Raw genomic sequence first — 1,416 nt, 5'->3', positions numbered from 1 at the left:
ACCTTCTATGAGTGAATTCTGTCAAGCGATTTTCTTAATTATTTTCCCAAGTTCCTTCTGCTTCCTCAGATAGATCCTCTCGTCAAAGAAACGGTACGGCTCTTCCTTCTTGAGCATATAGTACATGGCCACGAAGGTTTTTCGGACTATCGCAGCCCGAACCTTGTTCTGACGCGTTGCGGCATGCCGTTCTACGAAACGGCCAAAGCATTCATTGCCATGGATTACGTGGAGTAGCCCTTGCAGTATAAATCGATACGAGGTTCTTCTACCTCGTTTGTTCAGGCCGCCGTTGCGGACCGTCGTTCCGGAAGCATCCACCTTCCCTACGCTCGCTAGGTAGGATGTCAGTTTCTTTGGGTTCGAGAATCGGTCGATCGTAACTACGTCGGCCATGAAAACCGTAGCCCCCATGATGCTTACCCCGGGGATTCCTATCAGAAGGTCGATTTCCCGTCGAAATCGATGCGCTCCGATCTTGAGCACTTCCTCCTTTATTTGAGCCTTTTCCATCTCCAGCGCATCATGAACCAGCCTGATCGATTTGATTATCGCTTTATCGGCTGTATCCAGCCGCTCATCCTTCAAAGCCTCTTCAATCCCCTCGGAAAGGATGTCATCGTACCCGAAGATGATCTTAGCCTTGAAGATCGCTTTCAGTTGATTCTTCAGCTGGGTAGCTTGTTTAACCAGCAGCTCGTACGTGGTTACCAAACGTCGGAGCTGTAGCGCTTCTTCATCCGGAACAAAGACTTCCGGAAATCCATCTTCCGGGTCATTCATTTCGACATGGTACATAAGGCGGTCAGCCAATCTCTTGGCGTCAATCTTATCCGTTTTCTTCCCCGTCATGTAGAGTTCCCGGAAAGCGCTTGGATTGATGACAAAAGCCTTCGAGCAATGCGGACTTACCAGGCTATAGAAGAAGAAACCCGAAGAGGACGCTTCAAGGATCACATAGCAGCTTTCGGTCGACAACAGGGGAACGAAGTCTTCTATGAGCCTGTCGGTGGAGACGATTCCGGCGGTCCGAATTAATCTACCGTCATTCGTTCGCCCAATGCGATGCCAGGTTATTTGATCCTTATGGAGGTCAACGCCAAAGTATTCACCTACGATGGGGACAACCTTGGGATCATTCATTGCCAGACGCTTCTTTGCCATAGCAACCTCCTGTATCTATCGGAAGTCCGGCGAGTCGAAGGCCCACGCACGAAAGCCCGGGCTTCATACTTCTATCCGGGTGCACGCCAAAAGCGGTCCCAAGGGATTGTCCGAGGAAGGCTGGCTAATCTGCAATCGGGCTTGTATATCCCAGGTTAAGCCCAGCCTCCATCTTCTCCAAGACTTCCGCAGTCTCCTAAAAATGATGCCTCCCTTCGGACTCTCCCTCAAGACCTATACTCATAATATCTG

The 1,416-nt window shown here is 50.1% G+C and carries 1 protein-coding gene; it reads right to left on the bottom strand.

Going from position 1 to position 1,416, the window contains the following annotated elements; translation table 11 throughout:
- Window positions 1–21: 21 nt before the first annotated feature.
- Complete coding sequence (locus tag EKD03_RS18220) at window positions 22–1,164, bottom strand: IS110 family RNA-guided transposase (protein ID WP_129633874.1); 1,143 nt, start codon at window positions 1,162–1,164, stop codon at window positions 22–24.
- Between the last annotated feature and the right edge of the window lie 252 nt (window positions 1,165–1,416).

It is taken from the genome of Candidatus Oscillochloris fontis (assembly GCF_004138135.1).
Classification (GTDB): domain Bacteria; phylum Chloroflexota; class Chloroflexia; order Chloroflexales; family Chloroflexaceae; genus Oscillochloris; species Oscillochloris fontis.
The sequence above is the reverse complement of the archived record's forward strand: the minus strand, read 5'-3'. Positions and strand labels throughout refer to the sequence as shown.

Bases quoted from the DNA above. Each gene is read 5' to 3' on its own strand.
- EKD03_RS18220 (WP_129633874.1), bottom strand. From the start codon at position 1,164: ATGGCAAAGAAGCGTCTGGCAATGAATGATCCCAAGGTTGTCCCCATC.